Raw genomic sequence first — 16,957 nt, 5'->3', positions numbered from 1 at the left:
TGCACCCGTACGTGCACGCGTATGTGCACCCGTATGTGCGCCTACGTACGCGGGCCCGCGGGCGTACGCGCGCCCGGAACGCGCGTACGCCCGCGGGCCCGGAACAAGGACAGGTGCGGCGGCCGGGGGAGTCGTCCCCGGCCGCCGCACCTGTGCCCGTCGCCGCCGCCGCGGCGCGACGGCCTCAGTCCGTGGGCCGCTTCAGCCTGGCGACGAACTTGTAGCGGTCGCCGCGGTAGACCGAGCGCACCCACTCCACCGGTTCGCCCTGCCCGTCGATCGAGTGGCGGGACAGCATCAGCATCGGAAGGCCCACATCCGTACCGAGCAGCCCCGCCTCGCGCGGGGTGGCCAGCGAGGTCTCGATGGTCTCCTCGGCCTCGGCCAGCCTCACGTCGTACACCTCGGCGAGCGCGGTGTAGAGAGAGGTGTACTTCACCAGAGAACGGCGCAGAGCCGGGAAACGTTTGGCCGAAAGGTGTGTGGTCTCGATCGCCATCGGCTCGCCGCTGGCCAGTCGCAGACGCTCGATCCGCAGCACCCGGCCGCCCGCCGTGATGTCCAGCAGACCGGCGAGCGTGTCGTCGGCGGTGACATAGCCGATGTCCAGCAGCTGAGACGTCGGCTCCAGTCCTTGGGCGCGCATGTCCTCGGTGTACGAGGTCAGTTGGAGCGCCTGGGAGACCTTCGGCTTGGCGACGAAGGTTCCCTTGCCCTGGATGCGCTCCAGCCGGCCCTCGACGACCAGCTCCTGGAGCGCCTGGCGCACGGTGGTGCGCGAGGTGTCGAACTCCGCTGCCAGGGTGCGTTCGGGCGGCACGGGTGTGCCCGGTGGCAGGGTGTCGGTCATATCGAGGAGATGCCGCTTGAGCCGGTAGTACTTCGGTACGCGCGCAGTGCGCGTACCTGCACCGGTCTCGTTCCCCGAACTGCCCCCGTCGGCGCCCATGGCCCGCCTTCCCGACTGCTGCGTTGCTGCCGTCACCGGCTCCTCCGTCTGTCGCGGCTCACATGGTGGCACGGTCCCGTCACGGGTCGTCGCCCTCCCTTAGGTGTCGGTCCTATAACGGACGCGAGTGCACTTCTTATACACCCTTGACACCCCTAAAGGTCTAGGCCAAGCTCCCGGTACTGGTCTAAACCATTAAAGACCAGGTCCAGCCCCAGCAGTACTCGTCGAATGTCTTCGCGGTGGGCGGGGTTGCAGCATCCCTGAGGAGGGTTTGGCGTGAAGCGCAAGCTCATCGCGGCGATCGGCGTCGCGGGCATGTTGGTTTCGATCGCAGCATGTGGTTCGGATGACAAGGCATCGTCCAAGGACCCCAAGGACCGTAAGGAAGACCTGACGGTCTGGCTCATGGGTGACGCGCAGTCGACCTGGCCGGAACTGGTCAAGGACGTCAACGCCCAGTTCAAGAAGAAGTACCCCAATGTCACCGTCAAGATCCAGTACCAGCAGTGGTCGGACAAGGTGAAGAAGCTCGACACCTCCCTCGGTGGCGACAAGTTCCCGGACGTTGTCGAGCTCGGCAACACCGAGACCATGCAGTACATCCTCAATGGTGCGCTCGGCGAGATCGACCCCAAGAAGTACGAGAACTCGGACACCTGGATCAAGGGTCTGAAGGACACGTGCTCCTTCGAGGGCAAGACCTACTGCGTCCCGTACTACGCCAGTGCCCGTCTGGCTGTCTACAACAAGGACATGCTGAAGGCCGCCACCGGCAGCGACGTCCTCCCGCAGACCGAGGACGAGTTCCTCAAGGCCATGGACAAGGTATCGGCCGAGCTGGGCAAGAAGGACAAGCGCGCCTCGTCCCTCTACTTCCCGGGCCGTTACTGGTACGCGGCGATGTCCTACGTCGCGGCGTACGGCGGCGAGGTCGCCAAGTACGACGAGGGCTCGAAGCAGTGGAAGGCCTCCCTCTCCTCGCCCGAGTCGCAGAAGGGCATCGCCCACTACGTCGACCTGGTCAAGAAGTACAACAAGGCCGACCAGACGAAGGACGAGCAGGACCACGCCAACGTCATGGCCAACGAGAAGGCCGCGGTCATCTACGGCCAGGCCTGGGAGGCCGGCGGCGTCACCACGGGCGAGAACGGCAACCCGAAGCTCGACGGCAAGATCGCCACGGCCGGTATGCCCGGCCCGGAGGGCAAGGCGCTCCCGTCCTTCATCGGCGGTTCCGACCTCGCGACGATCTCCAAGTCCAAGGTCCAGGACCTCGGCGAGGAGTGGATCTCCCTCTTCACGAACGCGAAGTCGATGGACGTCCTCGCGTCGAAGAACATCCTCCCCAACAACGAGAAGCAGCTTGAGCCGCTGAAGGCCAAGCCGGAGACGGCCCCCATCGCCAACGCGGTGCCGGACGCCTGGTTCACGCCGATCGCCCCGGGCTGGGCCTCGGTCGAGAAGGAGGAGATCCTCGAGAACCTCCTCCTGGACATCCTCAAGGGCACGTCCGTCGCCGACGCCGCCAAGAAGGCCGACGAGAAGATCGACGCACTGATCAACAAGAAGGCCTGAGTCTTCTGATCGCCAGGCGGGGGCCCGGCACTGCGCCGGGCCCCCGCTCCTCAGTACAAGCACGCCGTGATTTCCGGGGGTTGCCTCGGACCCGCGATGGAAGGTCAGCCACGTGACTGCCGCCGACACCAAGGCCGCCGGGCCACCGGTCTCCGAACCACGTGATCCCCGATTGACCGGGCCCCGGCTGTCCGAAGAGGACGGCGCCGGGCCCCGCGTACAGAAGAGGAAGCGGAAGAAGGGTGAACTCCTCCCCTACTTCCTGATCCTCCCGGCGATCGTGGCGATCGCCGCCGTCTATCTCTACCCGCTCGGCAAGACCGTGATCATGTCCTTCCAGGACATGGGCCGGCGTGAGCTGTGGAGCGGTGAGCCCGCACCGTGGGTGGGCCTGAAGCAGTTCACCAACATCCTCGGCGACGACGAGTTCTGGTGGGTCACCTTCCGCACCGTGGTCTTCATGGCCATCTGCGTGACCCTGACCATGGCTCTCGGCCTCCTCATCTCCCTGCTGATGCGCCGGCTGTCCACCTGGGTCAGGCTCGTGCTGACCTTCTGCCTGATCGCCGCCTGGTCCATGCCGCTGATGGTCGCGGCGTCGATCTTCCGCTTCATGGCCGACTCCGACTACGGCCTGATCAACACCATGATCGCCAAGGTCGTCGGCGAGGACTTCCTCGGCCACAACTGGTACCTGGACCCGATCCAGGGCTTCACGATCATCGCCATCCTGGTCGTGTGGGGTGCCATCCCCTTCGTCGTCGTCACCCTGTACGCCGCGCTCACCCAGGTCCCCAAGGAACTGGAGGAGGCCGCCTCGCTCGACGGCGCCTCCGGCTACGGCGTCTACAAGTACGTCACCTGGCCGGTCATCAAGCCGGTCTTCACCATGGTGGCCACGCTCTCGGTGATCTGGGACTTCAACGTCTTCGGCCAGATCTGGCTGCTGCGCGGCAACAAGCCCGAGCCGGAGTACGAGACCCTCGGCCTCTACTCCTACTCCAAGGCGTTCGAGTCCACTTCCTTCAGTCAGGGCACCGCGATCGCCCTGATCACGGTGCTGCTGCTGTCCGGCGTGGCCGTGTACTACCTGCGCCAGCTCATGAAGACGGGAGAGGTCGAATGAGCACCACGACCGACACACAGACCCTGCGCCCGGACCGCAAGCAGAGCAGGATCGGCTTCGACATCCTGGGCCTGGGCATCGCCCTGGTCATGGTCTTCCCGGTCTACTGGCTGGTCATCAGCGCCCTGCGGCCCAACCGCGAGATCCGCTCGTACGACCAGACGCTGTGGCCCTCGTCGATCACGTTCGACAACTTCGTACGGGCCACCGAGCAGCCGAACTTCGGCACCGCGATCCAGTCGAGCCTCATCGTCTCGATCACCGCCGTGGTCGGCGGCATGATCATCGCGACCCTGGCGGCACTGGCCATCGGCCGCTTCCGCTTCTTCGGCCGCAAGGCCCTGGTCCTGATCATGATCCTGGTCCAGATGCTGCCGCCGACGGCGATGCTCATCCCGATCTACGCCCAGCTCAACGCCATGGGCGGGATCGACGAGTACTGGGGCCTCATCGTCGTCTACCTGGTCTCCACGCTGCCCTTCGCGACGATCATGATCCGCGGCTTCGTGGTGAACATCCCCGTGGAGCTCGAAGAGTCCGCGATGGTGGACGGCTGCACCCGCTTCGGCGCGTTCCGCCGCGTGATCTTCCCGCTGCTCGCCCCCGGCCTCGCCGCCGCGTCGATCTTCGCGCTGGTCAACGCCTGGAACGAGTACCTCTTCGCGTACATCCTGATCAACGACAACTCCAAGTACACGCTGAACGTCTGGCTGATGACGTTCACGACCGAGCGCGGGACCGACTACGGCGCGCTGATGGCGGCGTCGACCATGATCGCCCTGCCGGTCGTCGTGTTCTTCATGTTCATCCAGCGGAAGATGGCCGCTGGCCTCACTTCCGGCGCCGTGAAGGGATAGTGCGGGCCCCATGACCACCCTCGTTTCCACTACGGACACGCTGACGCGCGACGCGCTCGCCGTCCTCCAGCCCGGGTTCACCGGCACCACCGCCCCGGACTGGGTCCTGCGCCGGGTCGGTGAAGGGCTCGCCGCCGTCGCGCTGTTCGGCCGCAACATCCGGACGCCCGAGCAGGTCGCCGCCCTCACCGCCCAGCTGCGGGCCGAGCGCGAGGACATCCTCGTCGCGATCGACGAGGAGGGTGGTGACGTCACCCGGCTGGAGGTCCGGCAGGGCTCCTCGTTCCCCGGCAACCTCGCCCTCGGCGCGGTCGACGATGTGCACCTGACCCGGGACGTGGCCCAGGAGCTCGGCCGCCGGCTCGCCGAGTGCGGCGTCAACCTCAACTGGGCGCCGTCCGCCGACGCCAACTCCGACCCGGGCAACCCGGTCATCGGCGTCCGCTCCTTCGGGGCCGACCCCCGCCTCGTCGCCCGGCACACGGCCGCGTACATCGAGGGCCTCCAGGCCGCCGGTGTCGCCGCCTGCACCAAGCACTTCCCCGGGCACGGCGACACGGCGGTCGACTCGCACCACGCGATGCCCCGCATCGACGTGGACCTCGAAACGCTGCACGCCCGTGAGCTGGTGCCCTTCCGGGCGGCCATCGCGGCGGGCTCCAAGTCCGTGATGACGGCGCACATCCTGCTGGCCGCGCTCGACGCCGAGCGTCCCGCGACCATCAGCCCGCAGATCCTCACCGGTCTGCTGCGCGAGGAGCTCGGCTACGACGGCCTGATCGTCACCGACGCCGTGGAGATGCAGGCCATCGCCTCGACGTACGGGATAGCCCGCGGCTCCGTCCTCGCGATAGCCGCGGGTGCCGACGCCCTGTGCGTCGGCGGCGGGCTGGAGGACGAGCCCACGGTCCTGCTGCTGCGCGACGCGCTGGTCGAGGCGGTACGCAGCGGTGAACTGCCCGAGGAGCGGCTCGCCGACGCCGCGGCCCGGGTACGCGCACTCGCGTCCTGGACGCGGAGTGCGCGGGGGGCTGTACCGGGGCCGGGCGCGGCAGCGCAGGAGGGGACCGCGCCCGGCACCGGAGTCAGCACCGACATCGGGCTGGTGGCGGCCCGCCGCGCCGTCCAGGTGACGGGCACGGCCGAGCGGCTCACCGGACCGGCCTATGTGGCCGAGTTCAACCCGGCGCCCAACATCGCCGTCGGCAACGAGACCCCGTGGGGCCTCGCCGGCGACCTGGGCCGGCTGCTGCCCGGTACCGAGAGCGGTACCTACGGCAGCGACAGCACGACGGCGGCGGCCGATGTGCTGGCCGCGGCGGGGGAGCGGCGCATCGTCGCCGTCGTCCGCGACGCCCACCGGCACGCCTGGATGGCCGACGCGCTGGACGCGCTGGTGGCGGCACGTCCCGACACGATCGTGGTCGAGATGGGCCTTCCCCAGTCGGAGCCGAGGGGATCGCTGTACGTGGCCACCCACGGTGCCGCACGGGTCTGCGGCCTGGCGGCGGCGGAGGCCATCACCGCCTGACCGCACCACCGGATCCGGCCCGTCCGGCGATCGAGGACCTCACCTCTCGCCGGACGGGCGGCGTACGACGGAGGGCCGGACACCCTGGGGTGTCCGGCCCTCCGTCGTACGTGCGGGTCCTAGATGCCCTGCCACTGCGGCTTCGCCGCGAACGTGGCGCGGAAGTAGTCCGCGAGCTTCAGCTTCGACGCGGCGGCCTCGTCGACCACCACCGTCGCGTGCGGGTGCAGCTGGAGCGCGGAGGCGGGCACGATCGAGGCGACCGGTCCCTCCACCGTCTGCGCGATGGCCTCGGCCTTGCCCTCGCCGGTGGCCAGCAGGATCGGGTGCCGGGAGTCCAGGATGGTGCCGATGCCCTGGGTGATCACGTGGTGCGGCACCTGGGAGATGTCGTTGTCGAAGAAGCGCGCGTTGTCGATGCGGGTCTGCTCGGTCAGCGTCTTGATCCGGGTGCGGGAGGCCAGCGAGGAGCACGGCTCGTTGAAGCCGATGTGGCCGTCGGTGCCGATGCCGAGCAGCTGGAGGTCGACCCCGCCGGCCGCCGCCAGCGCCTTGTCGTACGTCTCGCAGGCGGCCTGGACGTCCTCGGCGGAGCCGTCGGGGCCCATGAAGGACGCCTCGGAGAGCCCGAGCGGCTCGACGACCTCGCGCAGCACCACGGAGCGGTACGACTCCGGGTGGCCCGCGGGCAGGCCGACGTACTCGTCCAGCTGGCAGATGCGGGCACGCGAGGCGTCGACCGCACCGGAGCGGACCCTGGCCGCCAGCGCCTGGTAGATGGGCAGCGGGGTGGAGCCGGTGGCAACGCCGAGCAGGGCGTCGGGCTTGCGGCTCAGCAGGGCGCCGATGGCCTCCGCGATGAGTTCGCCGCCTGCCTTGGCATCCGGGACGATGACAACTTCCACGCTGTGCCTGCCGATCTGAAGTGGTGGAGTCATGTGGTATAGACCAATCAACGTCCCAATCTAGCAGAACCCGGCAACTATCAGGTGAACCGTTCATCCCTTGGTCCTCCCGCCGGTACGGCCGGCGGTCCGCTGGCGGGTCCCCCCGGCGCCGTGGTCGACTTGTCCGAAAGGACGACACCGCAGGGAGGCACCCATGTCCGCCACCTTCCCGGCCGGGCGGAACGGCCGCGGCGAACAGCCCGGCCGGATCATGTCCGGCGAAATGGCCGAGCAGCCCGGGATGCTGCGGCGCATCCTCGACCGTGGGGACGGGATCCGTGAGGTGGCCGCGGAGATCGCCGCCAGGAAGCCCCGCTTCGTCCTGCTCACGGCGCGCGGCACGTCCGACAACGCGGCGCTGTACGCGAAGTACCTGCTGGAGATCCGGCTCGGCCTGCCCTGCGGTCTGACGTCGATGTCCACCACGACGGCGTACGGGGCCAGGCCCGACCTCACCGACGTCCTGGTGATCACCATCAGCCAGTCGGGCGGCTCGCCCGACCTGATGGCCTCCACGAAGGCGGCCCGGGAGGCGGGGGCGCTCACCCTCGCCGTCACCAACAACCCGGACTCCGCGCTGGCCGCGGTCTCCGAGTACCACATCGACATCCTCGCGGGCCCGGAGAAGGCCCTCCCGGCCACGAAGACGTACACCGCCTCCCTGCTGTCCCTCTATCTCTTCGTGGAGGGTCTGCGCGGCGGTGACGGCTCCGCCGCCGCCGTCCTGCCCGAGCTCGCCGAGGCGGTCCTGGGGCGCGGGGACGAGGTCAGGTCACTGGCCGCGCGCTACCGCTTCGCCGAGCGCATGGTCATCACCTCGCGCGGCTACGGCTACCCGACGGCCAAGGAGGCGGCCCTGAAGCTGATGGAGACCAGTTACATCCCCGCGCTCTCCTACTCCGGCGCCGATCTCCTGCACGGTCCGCTCGCGATGGTCGACAACATCTCCCCGGTGATCGCGGTCGTCACCGACGGACGCGGCGGCAAGGCCCTCCAGCCGGTCCTGGACCGGCTGCGCGGACGCGGCGCCGACCTCTTCGTGGTGGGCCCGAAGGCGCAGGTGAACGCGGCCTCGGCGGGCTTCGTGCTGCCGACGGCGGGGGTGGCGGAGGAGCTCCAGCCGATCCTGGAGATCCTGCCGCTCCAGATGCTCGCGTACGAGGTGACCATCGCCCGCGGCCAGGACCCGGACGCGCCACGCGCCCTGGCCAAGGTCACCGAGACCCACTGACGGGGCGCGAGGGCCGCCGGCGGGGGAGGGGCGGGCCGCCGGGGGCGGCGTCCGCCCCCGGGAACACCCGCGGGCCGCGGCGCCGGGACGGGACCCTCAGCCCGTCCGGCACCGCAGCCCGGAGCTGTCTGGCCGGCGGTGTGCGGTGCCTCCGGCCACTGGAGGCACCGGCGCAGTCAGGGCAGAGAGCGCCGGGTGCCTCGTTCCGCTCTCCTGTGCGGGGAGAGCGGAGGACTTGTTGTGAGCATTGTGGACTAGACCAATTGCTTGTGTCTATCCGTAGGACAGACATTTTCCGGCCACACTTCCCCGCCGCATCTCCCTCCCACGGTGGCACGGAGCGGGGGCCGGATCGGTTCGGTGCCTCTCGGTATCCACAGGTACGCTCGCACCCGTGCCCTCCATGAACGACCTCGTCCGCCAGCACACAGCCCTGAGTGACACCGACCTCGAGTGGCTGCATCTGCTGGTCTCGGAGTGGCAGCTGCTCTCCGATCTGTCCTTCGCCGACCTCGTCCTGTGGGTTCCGACCCGCGACGGGACCCGCTATGTCTCCGTGGCGCAGATGCGGCCCAACACCGGCCCCACCTCCTACCAGGACGACATGGTCGGCCATCTGGTGCCGCGCGGGCGCCGTCCGCTGCTGGACGCCGCCCTGGACGAGGGCCGGATCGTGCGCGAGGGTGACCCGGAGTGGCGCGAGGAGGTGCCGGTACGGGTCGAGTCCATCCCCGTACGCCGTGAGGGCCGGGTCCTCGGCGTCATCGCGCGCAACACCAATCTCCTCACCGTCCGCACGCCCTCCCGGCTGGAGCTCACCTACCTCCAGTCCGCCTCCGACCTGGCCCAGATGATCGCCGCCGGGGCCTTCCCCTTCCCCGGCCAGCAGGTCGACATGGACGCGTCCCCGCGCGTCGGTGACGGCCTGATCAGGCTCGACGCCGACGGGGTCGTGCAGTACGCCAGTCCCAACGGCCTTTCCGCTTACCACCGTCTGGGGCTCGCCTCCGACCTCGTCGGCCACCACCTCGGTACCACCACGGCCGAGCTCGCCCCGTCCCGGGGGCCGGTGGACGAGGCCCTGGTCAAGGTGGCCAGCGGCTATGCGCCCCGTGAGTTCGAGGTCGAGTGCGCCGGCGGTGTCATCCAGCTGCGGGCCATTCCGCTCAAACCCAAGGGCGTGCGCATCGGTTCGCTGGTCCTGCTGCGGGACGTCACCGAACTGCGCCGCCGCGAGCGCGAGTTGATCACCAAGGACGCCACCATCCGGGAGATCCACCACCGGGTGAAGAACAACCTCCAGACCGTGGCCGCCCTGTTGCGTCTCCAGGCCCGCCGGATGGACTCGGAGCAGGGCCGCGAGGCGCTCAACGAAGCGGTGCGGAGGGTCGGTTCGATCGCGATCGTCCATGAGACGCTGTCCCAGAATCTGGACGAGCGGGTCGAGTTCGACGAGATCGCCGACCGGGTCATCGCGATGGTCGCCGAGATCTCCCCGGGCAAGGTCACCTGCCGCCGGACGGGGCGCTTCGGCATCCTCGATGCGGAAGTGGCCACTCCGCTCTCGATGGTCCTCACCGAGGTGCTGCAGAACGCCCTGGAGCACGCCTTCGCGGTGGCCGAGCGAGGCACGGTGGAAGTCTCCGCCGTACGGGGCGGATCGCCCACGGAGGGGAGGCTGCTGATCACGGTCACCGACGACGGGCGCGGCCTGCCCGAGGGGTTCGACCCGCAGCGGGCCGGGAATCTGGGACTCCAGATCGTACGGACCCTGGTGGAGGGCGAGTTGGGCGGAACCTTCGGGATGGTTCCGGGGCCCGAGCGCGGCACCCGGGTGGTGCTGGACCTTCCGGTCCGCAACGAGAAGTAGGCGGGCGGGGAGCGGCAGCCGGGGCGACGGACCGGCTGCGCGCCGCCGGCACAGCACAGCGGGCCCGGACCGTGGTAACGGTCCGGGCCCACTGTGTAGTGCTCACGTTGCGATGCGCTTCGGGGGTACTGCGCGCTGCGACTCGAAGGCGGGGCTGTGCGTACGCTCTGTACGCGCCGCCGGGCTGGGGCTCGTCGCGGGGGGTCGGTCAGGCGCTGGCGTTACGCGCCCGGTTGCGAGCGGCGCGGCGCTTCATCGCGCGGCGCTCGTCCTCGCTGAGGCCACCCCAGACGCCGGAGTCCTGGCCGGACTCAAGCGCCCACTGCAGGCACTGCTCCATGACGGGGCAGCGACGGCAGACGGCCTTGGCTTCCTCGATCTGCAGCAGCGCAGGACCGGTGTTGCCGATGGGGAAGAACAGCTCGGGGTCTTCCTCACGACAAACGGCGTTGTGACGCCAGTCCATGGCTGCTACCTCTCCTTGGTATTACATGCTGGTGCTTGTGAATGTGAACGCTTTCACGAATCCCCCCGCAGATGACGGGCCGACCCCCAGGAGAACTGGGTGTGGTCTGTGAGGTGAGGAGGGGTTCTGGCTCTCAGGGAGGCCGGTGTTGCGGGCCGTCCCGATCGCCATGTAGAGATTCGCAAACCTCGGCGACGGATACAACCCCTTCTGGAAAGTTTTTTTTGATTCCTCGGTGTCGGCTAGGTCACAGCCGTACTTCTTAGGGGTGGGGGCCAGCCCAAACGTTCGAGTTAAAGGACTTTAGGCCCTTCCACTCACACAATCACACGCAGTGCACGGCGTACGCCTGTGAACGTCACGCTCGTACGCAGTCCCAGGTGGTCGCCGTCCATCTGGAAGGGCAGTGGCACCTTTGAATGCAAGGTGAAGTCCGTGAGGTCATGCAGTGAAACCGCGTGCTTTCCGTGGGGGCCTTTTTCGGGGCTCGACGTGAGCAGCTGGGTGGCATAGCGGGTGACCGCCGGGGTGGACAGCCGCTTCAGTCCGAGAATGTCCAGGGCGGTGTCGAAGGACGCCTTGGGAGAGGCGTACATCGGGCGATTGCCCAGGTAGGTCCAGGGGGCGGTGTTGCAGATTATGGAGAGGGCGAGGTCGGTGACCGGGTCCTGGCCGGGTACTTCCAGCGTGATCATCCCGTGCCGCCGGTGCGGCTCCTCCAGGAATTGCCGGACCACCTGGCGTACGTACAGCGCATGCGTCGACCGTCTGCCGCGCTCGCGCTGCTGTTCGACCCGGCCGATGACCCCCGCGTCGAATCCGAGTCCGGCGCAGAAGGTGAACCAGCGGTCCGGAACCGACTCGTCCGCCGTGCCAGGAGTGCCGGCCGCCAGACCGAGACCGACCGTCCGCTCGCTGCGCTGCTCCAGCGCGTCCAGAATCGCGCCGGTCGCCTCCACGGCGTCGTTGGGCAGTCCCAGCGCGCGGGCGAAGACATTGGTGGAGCCGCCGGGAACCACCGCGAGCTTCGGCAGGCTGTCCACATCGGGGCCGTTGTGCAGCAGCCCGTTCACGACCTCGTTGACCGTGCCGTCGCCGCCGAGGGCGACCACCAGGTCGATGTCGTCGCTGTCCGCGGCCCTGCGTCCCAGGTCCCGGGCGTGCCCGCGGTACTCGGTGGTCACCGCTTCCAGCTTCATCTCGCTCGCCAGGGCGTGAATGAGCACGTCACGGGTCCGCGCACTGGTGGTGGTAGCAGCTGGATTGACCACGAGGAGTGCGCGCATGTCCGCCAGACTACCTACCGGGCCGTACCGCCCAGTAGTCCTGATCCCCTGCGTCCGCGCCCGGTGACGGAGCGTGAACGGCTGCCGCCATGGCCCCGCCCCGCCGCTCCGTACTCCCGTCTCCCGCGCCGCGTACCCCGCCCCCGTACCCCGGCTTCGCTTTCGCCGCCGGAGGATGCCAGTCTGAGAGGCGTGAGTACTCAGCAGAACACGCCCTCCCCGTCCACCGCGGACGGAGGGGAAGCGCCGGAGCCGAAGAAGCCGGGCAGGATCGCCGTCCTCGCCGGGGTCAACGCCCTGGAAGGGGCGGCACTGGTCATCGGCGGGCTCTACATGCTGGTGATGGGGCTGGTCGGGCGGCCCGAGAGCCCCCAGCAGGCGGAGACGGGCGGGGCCACCCTCATCGCGCTCGGCCTGATTCCGCTGTTCGCGGCCCGCGGGCTGCTGCTGCGCCGCAGCTGGAGCCGGGGACCCGCGCTCATCACCCAGCTGATGGCACTGCCGGTGGCCTGGACCCTGCTGCGGTCGCAGGGCGCGCTGATCCCCGCCGGGATCGTTCTCGCCGTGGTGGCCGTGACCGGTCTTGTGCTGGTCATGAACCCGGCGACCACCCGTGAGCTGGGCATCCGCCGGGGGCCGCGGACCACCCCCGACGCCTGACCCGGCCGTCTCCGGGACCCGGCCCGTCGCTTCTGCTCCGGGCCGGTGTCCGGTGACCGCCCGCTACTCCTCCACGAGCAGCCGCTCGCGCAGCTGGGCGAGCGTGCGGGCCAGCAGCCGCGAGACGTGCATCTGCGAGATGCCGACCTCCTGCGCGATCTGCGACTGGGTCATGTTCCCGAAGAAGCGCAGCAGCAGAATGCGCTTCTCGCGCGGCGGCAGGTCCTCCAGCAGCGGTTTCAGCGACTCCCGGTACTCGACACCCTCCAGCGCCTCGTCCTCGGAGCCGAGCGTGTCCGCGACCGCGGGCGACTCGTCGTCCGTGTCCGGGACGTCCAGGGAGAGCGTGCTGTACGCGTTGGCCGATTCCAGCCCCTCCAGGACCTCTTCCTCGGAGATGCCCAGCCGCTCCGCCAGCTCGTGCACGGTCGGCGAGCGGCCGTGCTGCTGGGAGAGCTCCGCGGTGGCCGTGGTCAGCGAGAGCCGCAGCTCCTGAAGGCGGCGCGGGACCCGCACCGCCCAGCCCTTGTCGCGGAAATGGCGCTTGATCTCGCCGACGACCGTGGGGGTCGCGTACGTCGAGAACTCCACGCCCCGGTCCGGATCGAACCGGTCCACCGACTTGATCAGGCCGATCGTGGCGACCTGGGTCAGGTCGTCCAGCGGCTCGCCGCGGTTGCGGAAGCGGCGCGCCAGATGCTCCACGAGCGGCAGATGCATCCGCACCAGCCGGTTGCGCAGCTCCGCCTTCTCGGGCGAGCCGTCGGGCAGCTCCCGAAGCTCGATGAAGAGTGCGCGCGCCCCGCTGCGGTCATGTGGATCGTGGTGCCCGTGCTCGCTCATCTGGACCGTCCGCTCTGCCTGCGACTGCTCCACCGCGACCGTACGGCTCTCGGGCCCGTCCGCTCCGTCCACCGGATGCGGCCGGGCCTGTTGCTCCGGGATGGCTGCTGGGCGCACCACCCCGGGTCGGATCGTCTCGTCCCGCACAGGACCGTCCCCGTTCCCCTCGCTCACGCCGGCCCGGGGCCCGCGCCGCGTTGCTTGTAGAGGCTGATGCTGACCGTACGGTCGTCGGCGACCGTGGAGTCGACCTTGCCCGCCAGTGCGGAGAGCACCGTCCAGGCGAAGGTGTCACGTTCGGGCGCGCGGCCGTCCGTCGTGGGGGCCGACACCGTCACCTCTAGAGAGTCGTCGACGAGACGGAACACGCAGCTGAGGACGGAGCCGGGCACGGCCTGCTGAAGCAGGATCGCGCAGGCCTCGTCGACCGCGATGCGAAGGTCCTCGATCTCGTCGAGAGTGAAGTCCAAACGCGCTGCGAGACCGGCCGTGGCCGTTCGCAGCACCGACAGGTAGGCACCCGCAGCGGGCAGCCGGACCTCTACGAAGTCCTGATTCCCGGGCTCGCCTGCGATCTGGGACACCCTCACCTCCAAGGTGGCACAAACTCTTTCGAGGTTCCGGGAGAAGTGGCCCGGAGCCATGTGGTCCGTCGTCGGTTCCTGGCTCGGCGACGCTATCGCGACCCATGATGCCGTGTCGCCGGGGCCCCTCGCCCCGGCCATCACTCATGGTAGATCCCCGTGCACGGACAGTGGCTAGAGGTCTGCGGCGGCCAATTGCGAAGAACCGGCGCCGCATTGACGTACCCAGACGTCAGACGATCGAACCGTCCTGGAAGCACCAGCGCCAGCTCTCGCCCGGCTCGAAGCTCCGCATCACGGGATGACCGGACTCCCGGTAGTGCGCCGCGGCATGCCGCAGCGGCGACGAGTCGCAGCAGCCGACATGCCCGCAGGCCAGGCACAGCCGCAGCTGCACGGGGTGGCTGCCCGCCGCCAGGCATTCAGGACAGGTGTCGCTGAGCGGGGCGGGCTCGGGGCGCGGCAGTTCGAGAACATGCGGGCACTCACTCATGATTGCCAGATTACGACGGATGCGAGGACCGTGAGATGGACGCATTGCCGCTGGTGGCCCTGATCGCGGCCAGTGCGGCGGTCGCGGGGGCGGCACGCCGGACCCCGGTGCCCCCGCCGCTGCTGCTGGTCGCCGTGGGCCTGGTGGCCGCGTACCTGCCCGGGGTGCCGTCGTACACCCTGGACGCGCACATCGTGCTGCCGCTGCTGCTCCCGCCGCTGCTCTACACGGCGGCGGTCGACAGCTCGTACCTCGATCTGCGGGCCAACGCGCGGCCGATCGCGCTGCTCTCCGTGGGGTACGTGCTCTTCGCGACCGTGGCGGTGGGCTGGCTGGCCTATCTGCTGGTGCCCGACCTGCCGCTCACCGCGGCGCTGGTCCTCGGGGCGGTGATCGCCCCGCCGGACGCGGTGACGGCCGCCGCCATCGCCCGCCGGGTCGGGCTGCCCGCCCGGGTCACCACGATCCTCCAGGGCGAGTCCCTGGTGAACGACGCCACCGCCATCACCGCCTTCAAGGTGGCGCTGGCCGCCGCGGTCGGTGAGGGGATGAGCTGGGGCGCCGGGATCGGCGAGTTCCTGCTGGCGGCGTTCGGCGGGGTGGGCGTCGGCCTGCTGCTGATGGTGCCGCTGCACTGGCTGCGCACCCACCTCAAGGAACCGCTCCTCCAGAACACGCTGTCCCTCCTCATCCCGTTCGTGGCGTACGCGGCGGCCGAACGGGTGCATGCCTCCGGGGTGCTCGCCGTCGTGGTCGTCGCGCTCTATCTGGGGCACCGCTCCTGGCAGGTCGACTTCGCGACCCGGCTCCAGGAGGCGGCGGTGTGGAAGATGGTCGCCTTCGTCCTGGAGTCCACGGTGTTCGCCCTCATCGGGCTCCAGCTGCCCTTCGTACTGAAGGGGCTCGGCGCGTACGGGGTGGGGGAGGCGCTCGGCTACGCGGTCGCGGTGTTCCTCGCGGTCGTCGTGGTGCGGTTCGTCTGGGTCTACCCGGCCACCTATCTGCCCCGGTGGCTCTCCCGGCGGATCCGGGAACGCGAGCCGGGTACCGACTGGACCGCGCCGCTGATCGTCGGGTGGGCGGGGATGCGCGGCGTCGTCTCGCTCGCCATCGCGTTCTCGATCCCGCTGGTCACGCATGCCGGAGAGGACTTCCCGGCCCGGAACCTGGTGCTGTTCCTGACCTTCACCACGGTCATCGGCACGCTGGTGATCCAGGGCCTGACCCTGCCCCTGCTGGTGCGGGTGCTGAAGCTCCCCGGGCGCGACGCGCAGGCCGAGACGCTGGCCGAGGCGCAGGCGCAGAGCGAGGCGTCCACGGCCGCCGAGGAGCGTCTGGAGGAGCTGCTGTCCCACGAGCACAACAGCCTGCCCCCGCCGCTGGCCGACCGGCTGCGCACCGTGATGGAGCGGCGGCGCAACGCCGTGTGGGAGCGGCTGGGCGCCGCCGACCCGGTCACCGGGGAGTCGGCGGACGACACCTACCGCCGCCTCGCCCGGGAGATGATCGAGGCGGAGCGCGAGGTCTTCGTGCGGCTGCGCGACGAGCGGCGGATCGACGACGAGATGATGCGGACCCTGCTGCGGCGGCTGGACCTGGAGGAGGCGGCGGCCTACCGGGAGTCCGACGACTCGTAGGGCGGCCCGGTCACCACGGCGGTCACCGTCGTCCCCGGCGCGAAGGCGCCCTCCTCGGTGAGGGCCGTCAGCGCGTACAGCATTTTCGCGACGTACATCCGCTCGACGGGCAGCCCGTGCCGGTCCTCGAAGTCCTCGGCGAAGGCGTGCAGCTCCGGCGGTGTACGGGCGTAGCCGCCGAAGTGGAAGCGGTCGTCCAGGGACCACCGTCCGGCGCGACGGCCGAAGGCCTCCTGCTGGAGCCGGGCCACCTCGCCCGCCAGGAAGCCGCCGCGCAGGACCGGGACGCCCAGGGCGCGCTGGCCCGGATCCAGGCCCGCGGCGAGGCCGGCCAGGGTGCCCCCCGTCCCGCAGGCCACGGCGGCCACGTCGGTGCGCCCGCGCAACTCCCGCCCCAGCGCTGTACAGCCCTGTGCGGCCAGGGCGTTGCTGCCGCCCTCCGGGATGACACGGACCTCCCCGAAGAGGCTCAGCAGCCCCTCCAGGACCTCTGGACCGGTCTTCGCCCGGTACGTCGCGCGGTCCACGAAGTGCAGACGCATGCCGTCGGCCGCGCAACGGGCCAGTGAGGGGTTGAGCGGACGGTGGGCCAGTTCGTCGCCGCGTACGACGCCGATCGTGGGGAACCCGAACAGCCGCCCGGCGGCCGCGGTGGCCCGCAGATGGTTGGAGTAGGCGCCACCGAAGGTGAGCAGGGGCGCTCCGGCGGCGGCCGCGAGGTTGAGCGAGAGCTTGCGCCACTTGTTGCCCGGCAGGTCCGGGTGGATCAGGTCGTCGCGCTTGAGCAGCAGCGTGACGCCGTGCCGGGCGAACCGCTCGTCCTCGGCCGGCCGCAGCGGCGAGGGGAGGCGGGGCCGCGGGGCGGGAGCGGGCGCTTCGTGGTGCATGCGCCCATTGTC

16 protein-coding genes are annotated in these 16,957 nt (G+C 69.8%); 8 read left to right on the top strand and 8 right to left on the bottom strand.

What is annotated here, in order from left to right; all coding sequences use genetic code 11:
* Positions 1-184: 184 nt before the first annotated feature.
* Positions 185-949, bottom strand: coding sequence for a GntR family transcriptional regulator (locus ACIGJO_RS05980; RefSeq protein WP_073717913.1), 765 nt, complete (start codon positions 947-949; stop codon positions 185-187).
* Between the two features lie 279 nt (positions 950-1,228).
* Between ACIGJO_RS05980 and ACIGJO_RS05975 the strand changes: the two genes are divergently transcribed.
* From ACIGJO_RS05975 to ACIGJO_RS05960, 4 genes are all read left to right on the top strand, one after another.
* A complete protein-coding gene (locus tag ACIGJO_RS05975; RefSeq protein WP_399952685.1) occupies positions 1,229-2,527 on the top strand; it encodes a sugar ABC transporter substrate-binding protein in 1,299 nt (432 codons plus the stop codon).
* Positions 2,528-2,639: 112 nt separating this feature from the next.
* Complete coding sequence (locus ACIGJO_RS05970) at positions 2,640-3,653, top strand: sugar ABC transporter permease (RefSeq protein WP_351871024.1); 1,014 nt, start codon at positions 2,640-2,642, stop codon at positions 3,651-3,653.
* Complete coding sequence (locus ACIGJO_RS05965; protein ID WP_266923684.1) at positions 3,650-4,510, top strand: carbohydrate ABC transporter permease; 861 nt, start codon at positions 3,650-3,652, stop codon at positions 4,508-4,510. The genes ACIGJO_RS05970 and ACIGJO_RS05965 overlap by 4 nt, the downstream gene beginning before the upstream one ends.
* 10 nt (positions 4,511-4,520) lie before the next feature.
* A complete protein-coding gene (locus ACIGJO_RS05960; RefSeq protein WP_399952680.1) occupies positions 4,521-6,041 on the top strand; it encodes a glycoside hydrolase family 3 protein in 1,521 nt (506 codons plus the stop codon).
* A gap of 119 nt (positions 6,042-6,160) precedes the next feature.
* Here ACIGJO_RS05960 and nagB read toward each other — a convergent pair whose 3' ends face one another.
* Entirely contained in the window at positions 6,161-6,946 is a 786-nt protein-coding gene (gene nagB, locus ACIGJO_RS05955) for a glucosamine-6-phosphate deaminase (protein ID WP_399953224.1), read from the bottom strand.
* Positions 6,947-7,142: 196 nt separating this feature from the next.
* On the opposite strand from nagB, the gene ACIGJO_RS05950 reads away from it, so the two are divergent.
* Positions 7,143-8,219, top strand: a complete 1,077-nt coding sequence (locus ACIGJO_RS05950) for an SIS domain-containing protein (protein WP_399952678.1) — start codon at positions 7,143-7,145, stop codon at positions 8,217-8,219.
* 403 nt (positions 8,220-8,622) lie between these two features.
* Positions 8,623-10,089, top strand: coding sequence for a sensor histidine kinase (locus ACIGJO_RS05945; RefSeq protein WP_399953221.1), 1,467 nt, complete (start codon positions 8,623-8,625; stop codon positions 10,087-10,089).
* Positions 10,090-10,297: 208 nt separating this feature from the next.
* On the opposite strand, the gene ACIGJO_RS05940 is transcribed toward ACIGJO_RS05945, so the two are convergent.
* A complete protein-coding gene (locus ACIGJO_RS05940) occupies positions 10,298-10,555 on the bottom strand; it encodes a WhiB family transcriptional regulator (RefSeq protein ID WP_003953983.1) in 258 nt (85 codons plus the stop codon).
* Positions 10,556-10,872: 317 nt separating this feature from the next.
* On the bottom strand, positions 10,873-11,841 hold the full coding sequence (locus ACIGJO_RS05935) for a diacylglycerol/lipid kinase family protein (protein WP_399952675.1): 969 nt from the start codon (positions 11,839-11,841) through the stop codon (positions 10,873-10,875).
* A 192-nt stretch (positions 11,842-12,033) separates the two neighbouring features.
* Between ACIGJO_RS05935 and ACIGJO_RS05930 the strand changes: the two genes are divergently transcribed.
* Entirely contained in the window at positions 12,034-12,501 is a 468-nt protein-coding gene (locus tag ACIGJO_RS05930; protein ID WP_399952672.1) for a hypothetical protein, read from the top strand.
* Between the two features lie 63 nt (positions 12,502-12,564).
* Here the strand turns inward: ACIGJO_RS05930 and ACIGJO_RS05925 are convergent, their stop codons facing one another.
* The 3 genes from ACIGJO_RS05925 to ACIGJO_RS05915 all read right to left on the bottom strand — a co-directional run bounded on the left by ACIGJO_RS05925 (position 12,565) and on the right by ACIGJO_RS05915 (position 14,421).
* Positions 12,565-13,491: an RNA polymerase sigma factor SigF gene (locus ACIGJO_RS05925; RefSeq protein WP_266923695.1), complete on the bottom strand. Its 927-nt coding sequence runs from the start codon at positions 13,489-13,491 to the stop codon at positions 12,565-12,567.
* A 23-nt stretch (positions 13,492-13,514) separates the two neighbouring features.
* Positions 13,515-13,928 (bottom strand): anti-sigma regulatory factor, encoded by a 414-nt coding sequence (locus ACIGJO_RS05920; RefSeq protein ID WP_003966375.1) that lies wholly within the window; start codon positions 13,926-13,928, stop codon positions 13,515-13,517.
* A 232-nt stretch (positions 13,929-14,160) separates the two neighbouring features.
* Entirely contained in the window at positions 14,161-14,421 is a 261-nt protein-coding gene (locus ACIGJO_RS05915) for a UBP-type zinc finger domain-containing protein (protein WP_399952667.1), read from the bottom strand.
* 35 nt (positions 14,422-14,456) lie between these two features.
* Here ACIGJO_RS05915 and ACIGJO_RS05910 point away from each other — a divergent pair, with 35 nt between their 5' ends.
* Entirely contained in the window at positions 14,457-16,058 is a 1,602-nt protein-coding gene (locus tag ACIGJO_RS05910) for a Na+/H+ antiporter (RefSeq protein WP_399952665.1), read from the top strand.
* On the opposite strand, the gene ACIGJO_RS05905 is transcribed toward ACIGJO_RS05910, so the two are convergent.
* Entirely contained in the window at positions 16,034-16,945 is a 912-nt protein-coding gene (locus tag ACIGJO_RS05905; RefSeq protein ID WP_399952662.1) for a 1-aminocyclopropane-1-carboxylate deaminase/D-cysteine desulfhydrase, read from the bottom strand. The genes ACIGJO_RS05910 and ACIGJO_RS05905 overlap by 25 nt on opposite strands.
* Positions 16,946-16,957 lie beyond the last annotated feature (12 nt).

The organism is Streptomyces sp. NPDC079020 (genome assembly GCF_044542225.1).
Classification (GTDB): Bacteria; Actinomycetota; Actinomycetes; order Streptomycetales; family Streptomycetaceae; genus Streptomyces.
This window is presented reverse-complemented; position numbering and strand designations above follow the sequence as displayed.